Origin of the sequence: Methylobacterium crusticola (assembly GCF_003574465.1) — a bacterium.
GTDB lineage: Bacteria > Pseudomonadota > Alphaproteobacteria > Rhizobiales > Beijerinckiaceae > Methylobacterium > Methylobacterium crusticola.
This window is the reverse complement of sequence record NZ_KZ984638.1, coordinates 1-16,551: the sequence shown is the minus strand read 5'-3', so window position 1 is coordinate 16,551 and position 16,551 is coordinate 1. Positions and strand designations below refer to the sequence as shown.

The 16,551-nt window shown below is 75.9% G+C and carries 17 protein-coding genes; 11 read left to right on the top strand and 6 right to left on the bottom strand.

The window, feature by feature from the left end:
• Both DT057_RS04340 and DT057_RS04335 read right to left on the bottom strand, forming a co-directional pair.
• Window positions 1–663: DUF5666 domain-containing protein (locus DT057_RS04340; RefSeq protein ID WP_244937336.1), on the bottom strand; the 663-nt coding region annotated here is incomplete at its 3' end.
• Window positions 664–674: 11 nt separating this feature from the next.
• The gene (locus DT057_RS04335; protein WP_128560892.1) at window positions 675–1,508 is read right to left on the bottom strand and encodes a DUF6502 family protein; all 834 of its coding nucleotides are present in this window, start codon (window positions 1,506–1,508) and stop codon (window positions 675–677) included.
• 134 nt (window positions 1,509–1,642) lie between these two features.
• Here DT057_RS04335 and DT057_RS04330 point away from each other — a divergent pair, with 134 nt between their 5' ends.
• The 7 genes from DT057_RS04330 (at window position 1,643) to DT057_RS04295 (ending at window position 10,290) form a co-directional block, all read left to right on the top strand.
• Entirely contained in the window at window positions 1,643–1,840 is a 198-nt protein-coding gene (locus DT057_RS04330) for a hypothetical protein (RefSeq protein ID WP_128560891.1), read from the top strand.
• 55 nt (window positions 1,841–1,895) lie between these two features.
• Window positions 1,896–2,114 carry a hypothetical protein gene (locus DT057_RS04325; protein ID WP_128560890.1) on the top strand — a complete coding sequence of 73 codons (219 nt, stop codon included), beginning with the start codon at window positions 1,896–1,898 and terminating at the stop codon, window positions 2,112–2,114.
• Window positions 2,115–2,183: 69 nt separating this feature from the next.
• A complete protein-coding gene (locus DT057_RS04320) occupies window positions 2,184–2,948 on the top strand; it encodes an outer membrane protein (protein WP_128560889.1) in 765 nt (254 codons plus the stop codon).
• 902 nt (window positions 2,949–3,850) lie between these two features.
• Window positions 3,851–4,567 carry a hypothetical protein gene (locus tag DT057_RS04310; protein ID WP_203236180.1) on the top strand — a complete coding sequence of 239 codons (717 nt, stop codon included), beginning with the start codon at window positions 3,851–3,853 and terminating at the stop codon, window positions 4,565–4,567.
• 43 nt (window positions 4,568–4,610) lie between these two features.
• Entirely contained in the window at window positions 4,611–6,044 is a 1,434-nt protein-coding gene (gene pyk / locus DT057_RS04305) for a pyruvate kinase (RefSeq protein ID WP_128560887.1), read from the top strand.
• Window positions 6,045–6,172: 128 nt separating this feature from the next.
• On the top strand, window positions 6,173–9,211 hold the full coding sequence (locus tag DT057_RS04300) for a penicillin-binding protein 1A (protein ID WP_128560886.1): 3,039 nt from the start codon (window positions 6,173–6,175) through the stop codon (window positions 9,209–9,211).
• Window positions 9,212–9,258: 47 nt separating this feature from the next.
• On the top strand, window positions 9,259–10,290 hold the full coding sequence (locus tag DT057_RS04295; RefSeq protein WP_128560885.1) for a hypothetical protein: 1,032 nt from the start codon (window positions 9,259–9,261) through the stop codon (window positions 10,288–10,290).
• A gap of 64 nt (window positions 10,291–10,354) precedes the next feature.
• Here the strand turns inward: DT057_RS04295 and DT057_RS04290 are convergent, their stop codons facing one another.
• Window positions 10,355–10,567, bottom strand: a complete 213-nt coding sequence (locus tag DT057_RS04290; RefSeq protein ID WP_128560884.1) for a hypothetical protein — start codon at window positions 10,565–10,567, stop codon at window positions 10,355–10,357.
• 283 nt (window positions 10,568–10,850) lie between these two features.
• Here DT057_RS04290 and DT057_RS04285 point away from each other — a divergent pair, with 283 nt between their 5' ends.
• Window positions 10,851–11,096 carry a hypothetical protein gene (locus DT057_RS04285; RefSeq protein ID WP_128560883.1) on the top strand — a complete coding sequence of 82 codons (246 nt, stop codon included), beginning with the start codon at window positions 10,851–10,853 and terminating at the stop codon, window positions 11,094–11,096.
• A 24-nt stretch (window positions 11,097–11,120) separates the two neighbouring features.
• On the opposite strand, the gene trhA is transcribed toward DT057_RS04285, so the two are convergent.
• Both trhA and DT057_RS04275 read right to left on the bottom strand, forming a co-directional pair.
• The gene (trhA, locus tag DT057_RS04280) at window positions 11,121–11,927 is read right to left on the bottom strand and encodes a PAQR family membrane homeostasis protein TrhA (RefSeq protein ID WP_128560882.1); all 807 of its coding nucleotides are present in this window, start codon (window positions 11,925–11,927) and stop codon (window positions 11,121–11,123) included.
• Between the two features lie 113 nt (window positions 11,928–12,040).
• Entirely contained in the window at window positions 12,041–13,132 is a 1,092-nt protein-coding gene (locus tag DT057_RS04275; RefSeq protein WP_128560881.1) for a COX15/CtaA family protein, read from the bottom strand.
• 246 nt (window positions 13,133–13,378) lie between these two features.
• Between DT057_RS04275 and DT057_RS04270 the strand changes: the two genes are divergently transcribed.
• Window positions 13,379–13,597: a DUF2842 domain-containing protein gene (locus tag DT057_RS04270; protein ID WP_128560880.1), complete on the top strand. Its 219-nt coding sequence runs from the start codon at window positions 13,379–13,381 to the stop codon at window positions 13,595–13,597.
• Between the two features lie 108 nt (window positions 13,598–13,705).
• Window positions 13,706–14,056 carry a hypothetical protein gene (locus tag DT057_RS04265; protein WP_128560879.1) on the top strand — a complete coding sequence of 117 codons (351 nt, stop codon included), beginning with the start codon at window positions 13,706–13,708 and terminating at the stop codon, window positions 14,054–14,056.
• A 37-nt stretch (window positions 14,057–14,093) separates the two neighbouring features.
• On the opposite strand, the gene DT057_RS04260 is transcribed toward DT057_RS04265, so the two are convergent.
• Window positions 14,094–15,155 carry a polysaccharide deacetylase family protein gene (locus DT057_RS04260; RefSeq protein ID WP_128560878.1) on the bottom strand — a complete coding sequence of 354 codons (1,062 nt, stop codon included), beginning with the start codon at window positions 15,153–15,155 and terminating at the stop codon, window positions 14,094–14,096.
• 161 nt (window positions 15,156–15,316) lie between these two features.
• On the opposite strand from DT057_RS04260, the gene DT057_RS04255 reads away from it, so the two are divergent.
• Entirely contained in the window at window positions 15,317–16,525 is a 1,209-nt protein-coding gene (locus DT057_RS04255) for a GNAT family N-acetyltransferase (protein ID WP_244937335.1), read from the top strand.
• The last annotated feature ends 26 nt before the right edge of the window (window positions 16,526–16,551 follow it).

The following is a 16,551-nucleotide window of genomic DNA, read 5'->3' as shown; positions in this document are numbered from 1 at the left end:
GGCCCGCTGGCCGACGAGGGCCGGGTCGAGGCCCGGGAGGCCGAGGCCGCCGATCCGCGGGATGCCGCCGGGGCCCCGCCGCACCGGGCCGACGACGCGGTCGGGCCCGTCGCCGGCGGGGTCGATCCGGCTCGCCACGATCGTCCCGTCCGGGCGGCGCAGGCCGCTCACCGCGACGCGCTCGCCGACGCGCAAGCGGGCCGCGTCCGCCGGCAGCCCCCCCGTCGCCACCGCCTGGCCGAGCACCGTCAGGCGCCCGCGCCCGGCCCGCTCGACGGGGCCCACCACCTCGTGCACGACCGCGATGGCGCGGGTGGCGAGCGTGCCGTCCTGGGCGGCCGCCACGGTCCGGACCACCTGCCCGAGCCGGAGGTCGGCGGCCGCGGCGGGCGCCCCGTCGACCGTCACCGGCACGTCCGGCGGGTAGGCGATGCGCAGGTCGTTGACCACGATGCTGCCGAAGCCCCGGATGGTCCCGACGACGCCGGTGCCGCCGATGCCGCGGTCCCCCTCCTCGTCCGGGCCGGGACGCAGGCCGGTGCCGCCGATGCCCTGGTCGAGGACCTTGTCGCCGGCCGCGCCGGCGCGCGTGGCGGCGAGCAGGCTCGCCGAGGTGAGCAGGCCAAGGAGCCCGCGGCGGCTGAGGGAGCGGTCGCTTCGCAACGGAAGGGTCCTCAGGCGGTCGGCTCGGGGCGGGGCGCGTCCTCGGCGTAGACGTAGATGCCGAAGTTCCAGCGCGCCTCGCCGCCCGGGTCGGTCTCGCAGGCGGCGTGGGCCTCGCGGTTGGCCTGCTGCAGCGCCGCCATGGCGATCTCCCGCGCCCGCGCCTCCAGCCGGCGCGCGAGGTCGGGCGACAGGCCGTCGTAGTGCACCGCGCGCTCGAGGAAGCGCGGCTTCTCCTCCAAGATGTTCGCCACCGAGGCGGCGATGTGGTCGTGCAGGTTGCGGCCGAAATAGTAGAGCTGCTGCGTGCCGCCGCCCTTCGGCACGAAGGCGGCCTCGGCCAGGACGATGCGCTCCTGCGCGTCCACCGTGACGAGGCCGCGGTCGAGCCACTCGTCCAGGACCGCGCGGGGCCGCAGGTCGCGGGTCACCGAGGCGACGAGGCCCTCGAAGGACGGCTCGGCCTCGCCCGCCCGCGGCAGGGCCCTGGGCCGGCCGTCGGCCTGCGTGAACTCGGGCGCGGCGAGCCAGCGGGCGATGATGCGGCTCGTGCGCGAGACCGCGGCCGGCACCGCGCTCACCGGCGCCCCGGCCCCGCGCAGGCGCCGGACCTCCTTGCGGTGGATGCCCGTCAGCAGGCTGACCCGGCTGTCCGTCTGCTCCTTGCCCGGGAGCGCGAAGTCGTACTCGGCGACGTTCACGTAGAGCTCGCGCAGGAGGTCCGCGAGGGCCGGGAACGTGATCCCGCTGCGCACGAACAGGCGCACCAGCGGTCGCAGTAGGCGGGCGACGGGCGCCTGCAGCCGGGCCGCGTCGGGCGGCGGGGACGGGACGGTCTCGGACATCGCAGCGTTTGTAGCCCAGGCGGCGTGGGACACAATCCCACGAAAGCGGGCCGCCCGGCGTTTTTCGATTGACGTGGGAATTTTACCCACATAGAACCTGGTCGTGGTCAAATTTCCCACGACAGGTTGAGCCGATGACCCAAGTCCGTCCCCTGACGTGCCGCGCCGCGGCGCTGGAGCCCCTCGGGAGGCCGCCCGTCCGCCGCCTGCGCCGCTCGACGCTGGCGATGCTCGGCCGCGGGGTCGCCGTGGCGCTCGCCCTGGCGACGCCGGTGGCGGCGGCCCGGGTCGCGGACCTCGCCCGGCCCGCCCCCCTCCTCACCGCGCGCTGAGGCGACGGCGCGCCGTCCCGCCCACCCGAAAGCCCCACGGAGACGATCCGCCCCCATGCTCGAAGCCCTGCGCAGCGCCGCGCCCCGCGGCCCGACGGCGGCCTTCCCGCCACCCGACCTCGGCGCGTTCCGGCCCGCCACCCTGTCGCCCCGCGACCGGCCGGCCCCCCTGGACGGCGGCGACGCCGTCGTCCTCGCCGCGCTCTGCCTGCTCATCGGGGGCGCCATCGTGCTCGTCGCCCTCCAGGCCCTGGTCATCGTCCAGACCCTCTGACGTCCGGACCGGCGACGGCCCGGGCGACGAGGCCCGGGCCCCTCCCCCGCAACCACACGGCATCGACTCATGATCAGATCGACCCTCGCCCACCGCGGCACCCTCGGCGGCGCGGCCCTGCTCTGCGCCGGCCTCGCGGGCCCGGCGCGCGCCGCCGACCTGCCGCGCCGCGCCGCGCCCCCGGCCTTCACGCCGGTTCCGGTCTTCACCTGGACGGGCTTCTACGCCGGCCTCAACGCCGGCTACGGCTTCGGGGGCGGGGCGGGCCGGTTCACGGACGCGACCTACGGCACCGTGACGACGGGCGGGCGCGACGGCGCCTTCGTGGGCGGCGGCCAGGTCGGCTACAATTACCAGCTCACGCCGGGCTCGGGCCTCGTCGTCGGCGTCGAGGCCGACATCCAGGGCACCACCTTCGGGCGCGGCCGCGGCGGCCTCGTCGGCACCACCGCGTTCTACGACGTCGGCCCGAGCCTCGACTGGTTCGGCACCGTGCGGGGCCGGCTCGGCTACGCCTTCGACCGGTTCCTCGTCTACGGCACCGGCGGCTTCGCGTACGGGGGCGGCAGCCGCCCGCCCTACGCCGCGTCCTTCACCGGCACCCTGCCGGACACATTCCGCACCGGCTGGACCGCCGGCGGCGGCGTCGAGTACGCCATCACCGACAGCCTCAGCGCGCGGGTCGAGGCCCTCTACGTCAACCTCGACCGGAGCGGCGGCACGACCGGCCTCGTCTACGACACCGCCACGGCGGCCTATTACGGCCTCGGCAGGAGCCGGACCGATTTCGGCGTGGTGCGGGCCGGCCTGAACTACCGGTTCTCGACGTTCTGATCGACCCCCAATCAGGACGGCGAGAGGGCCGGGGGCGACCCGCCCCCGGCCCAACCCCGCGGGGTCGGCCTCCCCCCGCGGCGCGGCCCCGACTCCTCGGGCGACGCGGGCGAGCCGCCGGCCCGGGGCCTCGCGCGCCAGGACGAGCGGGAGGCCCCCGCGAGTGCCAGGGTCCAGCGCCCCGCGGGTCGTCCGGAGCCAGGACGCCCTCCGCGAGGTCGCCCGGGTCCCGACGACGAGGCCGGGCGATCCCGCGCGATCAACGCGACGGAGCGATGCTCGCGAGGGGAAAAGCGCTGGCCGGGGGCGCGCGGCGTCCGGGCCGGGTCACGGCCGTCAGGCGGCGAGCTCCCGCCGCCCGGCGCGCGGGCCCGGCGCCGGGCCCGGCCGCTGCAGCGCGGCCTCGGCCCCGCGGCGGGAGGTCTTGAGGGCCACCAGGGCCGACCAGCGCATGGCGACNTCGTGGCGGGCGACGAGCCGGCCGAGGGCGTCGTAGCGCCGCCAGCCGCAGCGGGTGCGGCCGGTCTCGTCGATCTCGTCGTAGGTCTCGTAGCGCGCGACCAGGGCGCCCGCGGGGTCGTGCTCGTCGTGGAACCAGCACACCCTGTCGAGCGGCGCGCCGCGGCTGCGCGAGCCCCGGATCACCAGCCTGTGCTCGACCGGGATGCGGAAGATCGTCTCGAAGACCGGGGGCTCGAACAACATGGTGGCCTGACCCTCCTCCTCGGAACGCCTCCAGGGTGGGAATGGTGCGGCGCACCAGAACGGTCGTCAAGCCCGCGCCCCTGCGTCAGCCCGCACGAAATCCTGCAAAGCGGGTGCCCCTTTGGTCCAAGATGCCCTAGGTTCGGCGCGGCCGGCGCGGGATGCCGCCGGCACCGCGAATCTCGACAGGAGCATCGATGCCGCGCCGCCGGGGCCTCGCCCTCGTCCTCCTCGCCGCGGCGGGATCCCGCGCCGCCGCCGACGAGGGCGACTGCCGCGATTACGGGAGCCTCGCGGCGACCGGCCCGTCGCTCGCCACGGTCTCGGCGGCGGCGCCCCGCACCTATTTCCAGCGCAACCCGGGCGAGCGGGCGGGCTGCCCGGGCGCCGACCCGGCCTGCCGCGACAAGGCCTTCCTGGTGCCGGGCAACGCCGTGCTGCTGGGGTCGGCCCGGGGCGGCTACGCCTGCGCCACCTACGTGGGCGCGAAGGGCCTCGTGCGGTCGGGCTGGCTGCCGGAGGCCACGCTCGCCCGCGCGCCCGCCGCGCCGGCGCCCGCCCCCCGGGACTGGGCCGGGACCTGGACGGCGCCCGAGCAGCGCATCGCCATCCGGGCGGACGCCTCCGGCGCCCTCGCGGTCAGCGGCGAGGCGACGTTCGGCGCCCTCGACCCGGCGCGGGTGAAGCGCGGCGCCGTCAATCTCGGGTCCCTCGATGGCCGCGCGAAGCCCGCCGGCCCGACCCTCGCCTTCACGATGGGGAGCGGCGCGACCCTTCCGTACGGCGAGGGCGACCCGGAGGCGTGCCGGGTGCGGCTGCGCCTCGTCCCGCCGTTCCTGCTCGCCGAGGACAACCGGAACTGCGGCGGCATGAACGTCAGCTTCACGGGCGTCTACCGCAGGGCCGGGCGCTGACGCGGTCCCCGACCCCACCCCCGAGACGAAGGAGCGTCCCATCATGCGCCGCCACCGCCACGCCAAGATCGTCGCCACCGTCGGCCCGGCCAGCAGCGCCCCCGAGCGCCTGAAGGCGCTGTTCCTCGCCGGGGTCGACACGTTCCGGCTCAACTTCTCCCACGGCACCCACGACGACCACGCCAGGGTCCACGCGGCGATCCGGGCGCTCGAGCGGGAGACCGGCCGGCCGATCGGCATCCTCCAGGACCTCCAGGGGCCGAAGATCCGCATCGGCACCATCGCGGGGGGCAAGCTCGACCTCGCGACGGGCGAGCGCGTGCGCTTCGTGCGCGACGGCCGGGAGGGCCGCGCCGACGGCATCCCGCTGCCGCATCCCGAGATCTTCGCCGCGGTGGCGCCCGGGCAGGAGCTCCTGATCGACGACGGCCGCGTGCGCGTGCGGGTCATCGGCATCGAGGAGGCCGCCATCGACGCCGAGGTGGTGGTCGGGGGGCCGATCTCGGACCGCAAGGGCGTCAACCTGCCCGGGACGGTGCTCGCCCTCTCGCCGCTGACCGAGAAGGACCGCCGCGACCTCGCCTTCGGGCTCGACCTCGGGGTCGACTGGGTGGCGCTCTCCTTCGTGCAGACGCCCTCCGACGTCATGGAGGCCCGCGGCCTGATCGCGGGCCGGGCCGGCCTGATCGCCAAGATCGAGAAGCCCTCGGCCCTCGAGCACATCGAGGACATCATCCGGATCTCCGACGGGGTGATGGTGGCCCGCGGCGACCTCGGCGTCGAGCTGCCGCCCGAGGACGTGCCCGGGCGCCAGAAGGAGCTGGTCCGGGCCTGCCGGCACGCGGTCAAGCCCGTGATCGTGGCGACCCAGATGCTCGACTCGATGGTCTCGGCCCCGAGCCCGACCCGGGCGGAGGCCTCCGACGTCGCGACGGCGGTCTACGACGGCGCCGACGCCGTGATGCTGTCCGCCGAATCGGCGGCGGGGCGCTACCCCGTGGAGGCGGTCGCCATGATGGACCGCATCATCCGCCGCACCGAGCAGCACCGGCTCTACCGCTCGCTCGTGGCGGCGAGCGAGCCGGAGGTCGAGGACAGCCCGCCCCACGCGGTGGCGGCCGCCGCCGCCGGCCTCGCCGACGCCATCGGGGCCGCGGCTATCGTCGCCTTCACGTCGAGCGGCACCACGGCGGCCCGCATCGCCCGCAAGCGCCCGAACGTGCCGATCCTGGCGGTCACCCCGGAGGCGGCGGTGTCGCGCCGGCTGAGCCTGTACTGGGGCGCCCACAGCGTCCTCGGCGAGGAGATCGACTCGTACGAGGCGATGGTCGCCAAGGCCGCCGACACTGCCGCGACCGAGGGCTTCGCGCAGGCGCCCGACCTCGTCGTGGTGGTGGCCGGGATCCCGTTCGGCACGCCCGGCACCACCAACAACCTGCGGGTGGTGGAGCTGCGACGGCCGGCGAGCGGCGTGTGAGGGGACGGGGGCGCGGGGGGCGCCCCCCGCGCCCTCCGCCTCCATAAAACAGCCGCGTTGTCCATGTCCCGTTCAGCCCGCCGGGCGCTTCCTGCCGACCGCCCCTTCCGGCCGGGCCCTGGTCACCGATGAACCCGATCCTCATCAAGCTGTTCGCCACCGCGCTGACGCTCAGTCAAGTCACGACCCGGCCCGAGGCCATCCGGACGCAGTTCGACCCGGCGACGGACGGGCCGGAGGTGGTGCGCATCCTGCGCGACGGCTGCGCCCACATGCGCAAGGCCTTCGACATCGAGGACATCAACCTCGACGACCTGATCTCCACCGCCATGGAGGACCCCAAGGCCGTCGCCGGCGAGTCGAAGCTCCTGCACGGCCTCGACATCGCCGAGCTGAACACGAGCTACAAGCAGTTCTGCAAGGGCGAGAACCCGGCGGGCTCGCCCTTCGAGGCGCGGGCCGTGATCGAGTTCTTCAACAAGGCCGTCGCCGACCTGCCCGACGCCGCCGCCCTCAAGACCCTGCGGCTGCCGGGCGCCACCACGATCCTCGACGGGCGCGGCAACCGCTTCTCGGAGACCTTCGAGCCGAACGGCCGGCGCATCGCGGTGCCCGTCGGCGAGATCCCGCCGCTGGTGCAGAAGGCCTTCATCGCCGCCGAGGACAAGCGCTTCGAGAGCCACCGCGGCATCGACGAGCGCGGGGTGATCCGGGCCTTCATCGGCAACCTCGCCTCGCCGGGCCGGCCGCAGGGCGGCTCGACCATCACCCAGCAGGTGGTCAAGAACCTGTCGGTCGGCGACGACGTGACCTACGAGCGCAAGATCCGCGAGATGATCGTGGCCGCCCGCGCCGAGCGGATGATGACGAAGCCAGAGATCCTCGGCCTCTACCTCAACGGCATCTATCTCGGCCGGGGCGCCTACGGGGTCGAGATGGCGGCCCGGAGCTACTTCGGGAAGTCCGTGAGGGACCTCGGCGTCGCGGAGGCGGCGCTCCTCGCCGGCATGCCGAAGGGCCCGAACTACTACAGCCCCGACCGCTACCCGGAGCGGGCCCGGGAGCGGCGGGCCTACGTGCTCTCCCGCATGAAGGAGGAGGGCGCGATCACGGAGGGCGAGATGAACGCCGCCATGGCGGCCGCGCTGAGCCTCGCGCCCCTCGAGCGCACGCGCCAGGAGGCGGGCTTCCACTTCGTCGACCACCTCGCCCGCGAGGCCCGCACCCTCGCGGGCCTCGATTCGCTCACCGCCGGCACCTACACGGTGCGCTCGACCCTGAATGCCGGCCTCCAGACCGCGACCGAGTCGATCCTCCAGGAGAGCCTCGCCCGCTACGAGGCCGCGACCGGGCGCGCCCGCTTCGAGAGCCCGGAGATGAACCTCGCCGACGCCGTGCGGCGGATCGAGGCCGCGGGCCCGGAGGCGCCGACCCCCGGCGCGCCCGAGCCGCCCGCCCCGGCCGATGCCAAGGCCCCCAGCCCCAGGTCGGCCGGCGCCGGATCCGCCGGCGCCAAGCCGGCGGGCCTCAAGCCGGCGGGCCTCAAGTCCCCCGGTCCGACGGCCCCCGGCCCCAAGCCCGCCTGGCGGCGCGCCCTCGAGACGGCCCGCCCGCCCCTCTACGACGTCCACTGGCCCCTCGCGGTGGTGCTCGACACGGGCGGCCGCACCGGCGCGCGCGTCGGCCTCGCCGACGGGCGGGTGGCGAGCCTCAACGCCGGCGCGGCCCGTGGCCGGCTCGCGCCCTACGACGTGGTGCGGGTCTCCCTGCGCGACCCCCGGGCGGCCCAGCCCCGGGCCGACCTGCGGGTGCGGCCCCAGGTGCAGGGCGCGGTCCTCGTCATGGAGAACCGGACCGGGCGCATCCTGGCGCTGGCCGGGGGCTTCTCCTACCCGCTGAGCCAGCTCAACCGGGTGACCCAGGCCGTGCGCCAGCCCGGCTCGACCCTCAAGCCCCTCACCTACCTGGCGGCCCTCGCCAGCGGGCTCCAGCCCAACACCCTGGTGATGGACGCCCGCGTCACCCTGCCGCCCATCGGCGGGGTCGGCGAATCCTGGTCGCCAAAGAACTACGAGGGCGGCGGCTCGGGCCCCACCACCCTGCGGCGCGGCCTCGAGCACTCGAAGAACCTCGTCACGGCCCAGCTCCTCAAGGGCGGCATCGCCGAGAAGCCCCAGGCCAGCCTCCAGCGGATCTGCGACATCGCGCTGGAGGCCCAGCTCTACGCCGAGTGCGAGCGCTACTATCCGTTCGTGCTCGGGGCCCAGCCGGTGCGGATGATCGACCTCGCGACCTTCTACGCCGCCGTCGCCAACGAGGGCGAGCGGCCCTCGCCCTACGGGCTCGAATCCGTCTCGCAGGGGCCGAGGACGCTCTACCAGCACGCCGAGCGGCCGATGCCGCGGCTCGGCTCGGCCGACCGGGTCGCCTTCTACCAGCTGAAGAGCCTGCTCCAGGGCGTGACCCAGCGCGGCACCGCCGCCGCGCTCGGCCGCTTCGCGCCCTACGTGGCGGGCAAGACCGGCACCTCCGAGGACGAGAACGACGCCTGGTTCGCGGGCTTCACGAACGAGATCACCATCGTGGCCTGGATCGGCTACGACAACGCCGACGGCCGGCGCCGCACCCTCGGCCGCGGGCAGACCGGCGGCCACCTCGCGGTGCCGGTCTTCGCCCAGGTGCTTCAGGCCGCCTGGGCCAACGGCGTGCCGCGATCCCCCCTGGCGCCTCCGAGCCCCGAGGCCCGGCGCCTCATCGCCGACGCGCCCATCGACCTGCACTCGGGCAGCCGGGTCGCCGGCGGCGGCTTCATGGAGCATTTCCGGCTCCAGGTGGACGGGCGCCTCGCCGACACCCGCTACCGGCTGGTGCCGCAGGAATCGCTCTACGCCCTGCGGCCCGACGCCGAGCCCGACGGCGACGCCCCGGAGGGCGCGCCCGAGCCGGACGCCGCCCCGGATGCCGAGCGCTACGATCCGTTCGGCAGCCTCTTCGGCCAGCCCGCCCCGGAGCGCGCGCCCTACGCCCGCCGGGCCCAGCCGGTGCCGGCGCCCGAGCCGATCTGGCCCGGTCCCCGCGCCCGCTCCCCCTTCGGCGACGACGACTTCGACCGCCGGCCGCGCCGCCGCGACCCGGACTACCCCTTCGGCCGCGACCCGACCTACTGAGGGCGCCCTGGCCCGCCATCCCGCCCGACCGTGAGGACCGCTTACCCGTGCGCGACAGCCTGAGGGCGCTCCTGCGCCTCGCCCCGCCCCTGCTCGCCGCCCTGGCGGCCTCGCCGGCGCTCGCCCAGTTCCGTACCCGGGACGTGCCGGCGGTGGCCGGGCTCGACCCGGCCGGCCTCGCGCCCGGCACCATCGCGTTCACCGACCACCGCGACGACCCGGCGAGCCCCGAGAGCGGCCTCGTGCCCTTCGGCGAGTGGGGCCGGCGCAGCCCGAGCCAGAAGGCGCTGCTCGCCCCCCACGCGGCCTACGCCGAGCCCGAGTACACGGCCACCGTGAACGGGGTCGCCCGGGCCCGCCACGAGGCGCTGCGGGTCTACGTCGCGGAGGCCCGCTTCGTGGTGCCGCGGGCGCCAGACCGCATCGACCTGAAGCGCTTCTCGACGATCCCCTTCCTGGCCCGCATGGACCCGGCGATCCGGCACAAGGCCCTCGCCCCCGCCGACGCGACGCCCACGAAGGACCCGGCGGCCGCGTTCGCGCGCCGTCCCGACCGGCCCTGGTGCGCGGCGCCCGACGCGGTCTGCATCGAGTCGCGCTACGACCTCGAGGGCAAGCTGCCGCTCGGCGTGCGCCTCGCCAACAAGCTCGAGGACGGCCCCAAGAAGATCGCCGAGTTCGTGTCGTTCCAGAGCGAATTGCGCGTGCTGCCGCCCGAGGAGGCGGCCCGGCTCACCGCCCTGACGCGGATCGAGGCGCCGGTGGCCGGCGCGATGGAGCAGTCCATCTTCTGGGTCAACCAGATCCTGCGCTTCGGCAAGTTCCTGGCGGTGCTCCAGCCGGTGGCGAACGATCCCGGCAAGACGGCCGTCACCGCCTACATGGCGCTCGGCATCAAGGCCGACGTGCTCGACCGCAAGAAGGAGTACGAGCGCGTGCCGGTGCTGCGCAACCTCCTGCCGGCGCAGGTGCTGATGGGCAATTCCTCGTTCAACACCGGCACCTCGATCAGCGCCGGGCTGCCGACCTACGCCCGCAACCGCATCGCCGCCTTCGCGGACGCCCTGGCCAAGGAGTGAGCCGGCGCGGCGCCCGGGCCCCGGGCGGACGCGCCCCCGAGCCCCGGGCGGCGCCGCGCCGTCCTCAATTGCCCCGGTTCACGATGCTCGGCATCGAGGGCTGGGTGAAGGCGCGGTTCACGTCCGGGCGGCGCTGGGTGCCGTTGGTGTCGTTCGAGCGCACGTAGTTGCTCGTGTCGAAGCTCTCGCCGAGGCCGCTGCCGCGCGGGTCGGTGCTGGTGCAGGCGGCGGCGAGGCCCGCGAGGGCGGCGGCCGTGGCGAGCGGGAGGAGGCGCATGGGTCTCTGGTCCTGACGTCGGTTCGGGCGCTGTGCATCGCGGCGGGCGGCGCTGCCGTCAAGGTTCCGGCCGCGCTCCGGCTCCGGAGGGCGCCCTTTCCCGCTCCGGTGTGTGCCGCCGGCCGCAGAAAGCAGGGATGAATCAAGGATTTGCGGCGCTTTTCCGCCATCTCGGCGGCGGAACGCGGCCGCTGTGCCCGGGGCGCCGCGGCCGCCGGAATGTGTGGAGCGCCGCGATTCTCGGTCTGGCGGAGTCCCGGGCTTTGCGCGACAGTCCGCCCCGATGAGCAACGTCGTTCCCCTGCGCGCCCGCGCCGCCCCCGAGACCGCCGCCCGCGCCACCGCGGCGGTGGTGTCCGACCTCGTCGGGATCGCCGAGCAGCTGCACGACATCGGCGCCCGGGCGGCGGGCCTCGGCCGGCCCCGGCCCGAGGCCGAGCGCACGGTGCAGATGGTGCTGGACGCCGTGACGGCGATCGAGCGCGCCCTCGACACGATCACGGACGGCGGCGACTACACGCCGTTCTGAGCGCCGCGGCCCGGGCCGCCCGGGTCAGGCACCGGCCGCCATCACGCTCCACAGGATCGCGCCGTAGTGGCAGGAGGCGGCCGTGAGCACGAAGCCGTGCCAGATCGCGTTCTGGAACGGCAGCCGCCGCCAGACGTGGAAGACCACCCCGAGGGAGTAGAGCACGCCGCCGGCCGCGAGGAGTCCGAGGGCCGCCGGCGACAGGGCCGCGATGACCGATTCGTAGGCCATCAGCCCGCTCCAGCCCAGCGCGAGGTAGAGGCCGATCGCCAGGCGGTCGAAGCGTCCCGGCAGGGTCAGCTTGATCGCCGCGCCCGCCACCGCGACGAGCCAGATGCCGGCGAGCAGCGCGAACGCGAAGCCGTCGGTGCCCACGAGGGTCACGAGCGGCGTGTAGGTGCCGGCGATCATCAGGAAGATGGTGGCGTGGTCGGCCCGGCGCAGGCGCCACTTGAACCGCCCCACGGGCCACATGTTGTAGGCCGCCGAGACGCCCAGCATGCCGACGAGGCCGGCCGCGTACACGCCCACCGCCGCCTGCGCGGCGGGGGCGAGGCCGGCGAGCGCGGCGCTCACCATCAGCACCAGCGCGCCGACGAGGCCGAGCGAGACCCCGACGACGTGCACCACCCCGTCGGCCCGCAGCTCCCGGGGCGTGTAGGTCCAGGCGAGGCTGAGGGGCCGCCCGTCCGGCGCGAAGCGCGTGTCCGGCGCGAAGCGCGCGTCCGGCGCGAAACGCGCGGCCTTCGTCCGTGACGGCCTCCGCGCGTCGCGCGCGGGGCACTCGTCCGGCGCGAGTCCGCTGTCGGCGAGTCGATCCTCGGCGCGCATGGGCGGTCACCTTCCGCTCGCGGGCCGGGCCTCGGGAGGCCCGGCACCCTCTCGGTCCCCGAGGCTACGGGGCGTGGATGAACATGGTACGAACGGAGGCGCCGCTGCAGGAATCAGGCCGCCGCCCGGCTGTGGACGGCGGGCCCCGCGCACAGGCGGGCGTGGGCGGCCGCCATGCCGAGGACCAGCATCGCGGTGACCTGGTGGGCGAGGCCGGCCCAGAGCGGCACCACCAGGAGGAGCGTGGTGACGCCGAGCGCCGCCTGCGCCGCCACGAGGCCGAGGAGGGCGGTCGCGCGGCGCGCCGCCCCGGTCCCCGGCGCGGAGCGGCGGGCGTCGAGGCAGTGCAGGCCCGCGACGAGGAGCAGCGCGTAGGCGGCCAGCCGGTGGTTGAACTGCACGAGCGCGAGGTTGTCGACGAAGTTCTCGAACCAGGGCGTGCCCGACAGGAGGCCCGGGGGCACGAGCGCGCCGTCCATCAGCGGCCAGGTATTGTAGGTCAGGCCCGCCCGGGCGCCGGCGACGAGGCCGCCGAGCGCGATCTGCACCAGGACCAGGGCCATCAGGCCGCGGGCCGCGGCGGCGAGCCGGCGCGGCCCCGTCCCGTCCCCCGGGCGGCCGAGCCCCGCCGCGAGCCAGACCAGCCCGGCGAAGATGCCGCTCGCGAGGGTCAGGTGCAGGGCGAGCTTGACGGGCGCGACCGCGACCATGCCGGGCTGGAGGCCGGAGGCCACCATGATCCAGCCTACCGCGCCCTGGAGGCCGCCGAGCGCGCCGAGGCCGAGGAGGCCGGCGGCGAGGTGCCGGTCGAGGCGGCCCCGCCACCAGAACCAGACCAGCGGCAGGAAGAACACCAGGCCGATCAGGCGGCCGAGCAGCCGGTGGCCCCACTCCCAGGCATAGATGAACTGGAAGTCCGGCAGGCTCATGCCCTGGTTGAGCAGCCGGTACTGCGGGGTCGCCCGGTACTTGGCGAATTCCTGCGCCCAGGCGTCGGCGGAGAGCGGCGGCAGCGCCCCCGTCACGGGCTTCCACTCGGTGATCGACAGGCCCGAGCCGGTGAGCCGGGTGGCGCCGCCGACCGCCACCATCGCCACCACCAGGGCGGCCATGACGAAGAGCCACGTCCGCACGGCCGTGCGGGCGCGGGCGGCGGGCTCGGCGCGCCCGGCGGCCGGCGCGCTGGAGAGGGCGATGCTGCTCATGGCGCCCGCTTACGGGCCGCCCACCCCCCGCGCAACGCCCTGCGGTGCCGCACCACCCAGGCGCCGGTCCCGCTCCCCCGCCGCCCGCCGGAGCGCCCGCCGGCGCCGGGGCGCCCCGGCCCTGTGCGCCCGTACCGCATCCCCGCCGGCCCCCCGCCCGGATTGCGGCGGCGCGGCGCGTCGCGTAGGCGGTCGGCAACCGTTCGAACCCGCTCGCCCGGGAACACCCGCATCAGGACGCGTCCCATGCGCCGCCGCACCCGCTCCCTCGTCGGGGCGATCGTGATGATCGCCTTCGTGATGATCTACGCCCCCCTCGCGATGGCGCTCGCCGACAGCCGCATCGCCGAGACGCCGCCGGTCGTGCAGTCGGTGCTCTACGCCCTGCTGGGCATCGCCTGGATCGTCCCGCTGATGCCGCTGATCCGCTGGATGGAGCGCCCGGACCCCGATCCGGCCGCGTGACGCGCGGTCGGTTTTTCGCCTAAAAGCCGTGGCACACCCTGGCCGTGGCCCGTCCGGGCGCACCCCTCCCGCTCCCGCCCGCTTCTCCCGGCAAGGCAACCCAAGGCCATGCGCCACGCGTTCGCGCTGCTTCTCCTGATGGCTCCGTTCGCCGGGGCCGCCCTCGCGCAGAGCGCACCCCGCTCGGTCGGCGATTGCGAGCGCATCAAGGGCGACCTCGCCTACAATCAGTGCCTGTCGCTGTTTGGTCCCGCGGCGCCCACCAAGGCCGGCGCCGCCCCCGCCCTCAGCACGCCGGTCCGCCTGCCCGAGCCCGTGGCGAGCCAGGAGGCCGAGCCGGCGCCGCGCTACCGGGGCCGGCGCTCCTACGGCCGGCGCCTGCGGCGCGGACGCCAGAGCGCCACCTTCGCGGTCATCAGCGGCAGCGGCTCCCGCTACCATCGCCGGCGCCGTCGCTGAGAGGCAGCAAGGCGCCGCTTAAGGGGGCGCGGCGCCGTCAGCCCACGTTGACCCGGCGGCCCCGGTTCCAGGCCAGGAACGGCACGCCCGAGAGCAGCGCCCGCAGGGCGGCATCGGTCTGGAAGCAGCCGTTGACCGAGACCCGCGGCAGGGCGTGCAGGTGCCCGGCATGCTGCGGGAACAGGTGGCCGGGCCGCGTCGTGACGGCGGTGCGGTAGCCGGCCTCGCGGGCGAGCGCGAAATCCCGCGGGCCGGCGGAGCCGGGATCGCCCACCGGGTAGGAGAAGTGCTCCGGCGACCGGCCGAGGCGCGCCGCCAGGAGCGCCCGGCCCTCGACGACCTCGCGCCGGGCCGCGGCGTCGTCGTGCTTGGCCAGCATCGGGTGCGACAGGGTGTGGGCGGCGAGCGTCACGGCTTCGTCGCGGGCGAGGGCCCGCAGGTCGTCGAAGGGCAGGCACAGCTCGCGCGCGATGGCGCCGGCGTCGATGCCGGCCTCCCCGGCGAGCCGCAGGGTCGCGGCCCGCAGGGTCGCCTCGGGGCCGGCCCGCAGGGCGGCGTAGGCGGCCGCGAAGGCGGCGCTCTTCCCGGCCGCGTCCGTCGCCGGGAGGTCGAGCCCGACCTCCGGCAGCCGCACCCGGTCGAGGCGGCGGATCGCCCGCTCGAGCTCGATCCACCACAGCCGGCCGCTGCCCTCCGCGAAATCGTGGGTGACGAACAGGGTCCAGGGCGCCCCGTGGCGCCGCAGCACCGGCCGGGCGTGCTCCAGGTTGTCGCGGTAGCCGTCGTCGAAGGTCAGGACCGCGAAGGGGCCGGCCCCGCCGCCCGCCGCGAGGCGCCCCGGCACCTCGGAGAGGCCGACGATCGCGAAGCCGCCCGCCCGCAGGGCCGCCAGGGTGCGGTCGAGGAAGTCCGGCGTGATCGCGAGCAGCCGGTTCGGCGCGAAGGCGCCCGGCGGGTCCTCGTCCGGCCGGACGTGGTGGAAGGTCAGGATCACGCCGCAGCCGCGGGCCGCCGGGGCGAGCCAGCGGTCGGCCCGGGAGGCGGCGATGGCGGTGAAGCCGGCGTGGAACAGGCGGTGGCGCACGGTCGCGGAGATCATGCGTCAGACTATCGCCCGGTCCCCGAAAGCTTCGTTACCATGTTTCCGGATTGTCCACCTTTCCGGCGCAGAGACCGCGTATGACGGACGCGAGAGTATCCGGCGCGGCGGGACGACGCCCGGCCCGGCGCGACTTGGGGGCGGGCCGGGTGGTCGAGAGGATGGACGGCACGATGCAACTGGCGGTGCATGTCCGGGAGAGCGGCTCGGGTGTCGCGGCCGCGGCAGCCGCGCTCGTGCCCGAGGTCTTCGCGACGCTCGCGGCGGCCGAGGCGCCCTGGCGCGAGCTGGAGCGCGGGCCCGGCGTCCTGATGACGCCCTACCAGCGCTTCGACTGGGTGGCGGCCTACGCGGCGACCGTGGGGCTCGAGGGCGGCCGGCTCTGCCTCGCGCTCCTGCGCGACGACGCCGGGCGCCCGCGCGTGCTCCTTCCCCTGGTGGTGCGGCGCGAGGCGGGCATCCGCGTCGCCCGGGTGGTCGGCGGCCGGCACGCCAACTACCACATGCCGGTCTTCGCCGGCCCCGAGGCGGCCGCGCTGCCGGCCGAGACGCTCCGGCGCGCCCTCGCGCGCCTCGGCCGCAGCGCCGGCATCGACCTCTTCCTCCTCGTCCACCAGCCCCGCCGCTGGGACGGCGCGCCGAACCCGCTCGCCGCCCTGGGGAGCGCCTCGCCCAGCGACGCCTACGGCCTCGCCCTCGGGCCCGACCCCGAGGCGGTGCTCAGGCGCGTTCTGAGCGGGGATGCGCGCCGCAAGCTGCGCCAGAAGGAGAAGTGGCTGGCGGCGGCCCACGGCCCGGTGGCGCACCGCGTGGCCGCGGACGCGCCCGAGACCGCCGCCATCCTGGAGGCCTACTTCGCCCAGAAGGCGGCCCGGTTCGCGCAGCTCGGCATCCCGGACCCCTTCGCGGATCCGGCCGCCCGCGCCTTCGTGGCCGCCGCCTGCCGGCCCGGCCGCGACGGCGCGCCCCCGGCCCTCGAGCTGCACGCCCTGACGCTCCTCGAAAGCGGGCGCGTCCTCGCCACCTTCGCGGGCGCCGTGGACGCGCGCCGGTTCAGCGGCATGCTGACCTCGTTCGATCCCGACCCGGGCCTCGCGCGGTTCAGCCCCGGGGACCTCCTGCTCCAGGCCCTTGTGCGCGACCAGGCGGCCCGCGGCCGGTCCGCCCTCGACCTCGGGGTGGGCGAGGCCCGCTACAAGTCGAGCGTCTGCGACGAGACCATCGGGCTCGTGGACGCCCACGTGCCGGTGACGCTGCGCGGCGCGCTCCTCGCCCGGGCGACCGCCGGCGCGCTCCGCCTCAAGCGCCGGATCAAGCGCGACCCGCGGCTCTGGGCCCTCGTCGGGCGGCTGCGGCGGCGCCGGCCCTGACGGTCGGCCCGCGGGACGCGTCCCCG

Bases quoted from the DNA above. Each gene is read 5' to 3' on its own strand.
- DT057_RS04335 (WP_128560892.1), bottom strand. From the start codon at position 1,508: ATGTCCGAGACCGTCCCGTCCCCGCCGCCCGACGCGGCCCGGCTGCAG.
- DT057_RS04260 (WP_128560878.1), bottom strand. From the start codon at position 15,155: ATGATCTCCGCGACCGTGCGCCACCGCCTGTTCCACGCCGGCTTCACC.
- DT057_RS04300 (WP_128560886.1), top strand. From the start codon at position 6,173: ATGAACCCGATCCTCATCAAGCTGTTCGCCACCGCGCTGACGCTCAGT.
- pyk (WP_128560887.1), top strand. From the start codon at position 4,611: ATGCGCCGCCACCGCCACGCCAAGATCGTCGCCACCGTCGGCCCGGCC.
- DT057_RS04320 (WP_128560889.1), top strand. From the start codon at position 2,184: ATGATCAGATCGACCCTCGCCCACCGCGGCACCCTCGGCGGCGCGGCC.
- DT057_RS04325 (WP_128560890.1), top strand. From the start codon at position 1,896: ATGCTCGAAGCCCTGCGCAGCGCCGCGCCCCGCGGCCCGACGGCGGCC.
- DT057_RS04330 (WP_128560891.1), top strand. From the start codon at position 1,643: ATGACCCAAGTCCGTCCCCTGACGTGCCGCGCCGCGGCGCTGGAGCCC.
- DT057_RS04270 (WP_128560880.1), top strand. From the start codon at position 13,379: ATGCGCCGCCGCACCCGCTCCCTCGTCGGGGCGATCGTGATGATCGCC.
- DT057_RS04275 (WP_128560881.1), bottom strand. From the start codon at position 13,132: ATGAGCAGCATCGCCCTCTCCAGCGCGCCGGCCGCCGGGCGCGCCGAG.
- DT057_RS04290 (WP_128560884.1), bottom strand. From the start codon at position 10,567: ATGCGCCTCCTCCCGCTCGCCACGGCCGCCGCCCTCGCGGGCCTCGCC.
- DT057_RS04255 (WP_244937335.1), top strand. From the start codon at position 15,317: ATGGACGGCACGATGCAACTGGCGGTGCATGTCCGGGAGAGCGGCTCG.
- DT057_RS04310 (WP_203236180.1), top strand. From the start codon at position 3,851: ATGCCGCGCCGCCGGGGCCTCGCCCTCGTCCTCCTCGCCGCGGCGGGA.
- DT057_RS04265 (WP_128560879.1), top strand. From the start codon at position 13,706: ATGCGCCACGCGTTCGCGCTGCTTCTCCTGATGGCTCCGTTCGCCGGG.
- DT057_RS04285 (WP_128560883.1), top strand. From the start codon at position 10,851: ATGAGCAACGTCGTTCCCCTGCGCGCCCGCGCCGCCCCCGAGACCGCC.
- trhA (WP_128560882.1), bottom strand. From the start codon at position 11,927: ATGCGCGCCGAGGATCGACTCGCCGACAGCGGACTCGCGCCGGACGAG.